The organism is Cellulomonas sp. GbtcB1 (assembly GCF_019091725.1).
GTDB lineage: Bacteria > Actinomycetota > Actinomycetes > Actinomycetales > Cellulomonadaceae > Cellulomonas.
The window spans coordinates 1-275 of sequence record NZ_JAGXJG010000240.1 but is presented as its reverse complement, the minus strand read 5'-3'; the positions used below and the strand labels follow the sequence as shown (position 1 = coordinate 275).

Below are 275 nucleotides of genomic sequence, written 5' to 3'. Positions count from 1 at the left end.
GTCGAGCACCGCGGCGGGCGGGCCCTCCGCGGGGAGCCGGCGCAGCAGCGCGAGCCCGGGCAGCCCGACGCCCGGCGCGCCGCGGAGCAGGGCGTCCAGGGCCTCGGGCGCGCGGCCGGAGCGCAGCAGCGGGTGGTGCCGGTCGCACTGCGAGGACATGAACTCCCCGCCGGTGGTCAGCGCGCGGACCGGCAGCCGCGGGGCGACCCGCTTGGTGGTGACGGCCAGGGCGGCCAGCCACTCGCCGCGCTCGCGCGCGCTGAGCACCCGCACCT

General features: G+C 81.5%; 1 protein-coding gene. It reads right to left on the bottom strand.

All coding sequences use genetic code 11. The annotated features are described in order from the left end of the window. The coding region (locus KVT14_RS20390; RefSeq protein ID WP_217617298.1) for a hypothetical protein at positions 1-275 on the bottom strand (275 nt) is incomplete at both ends.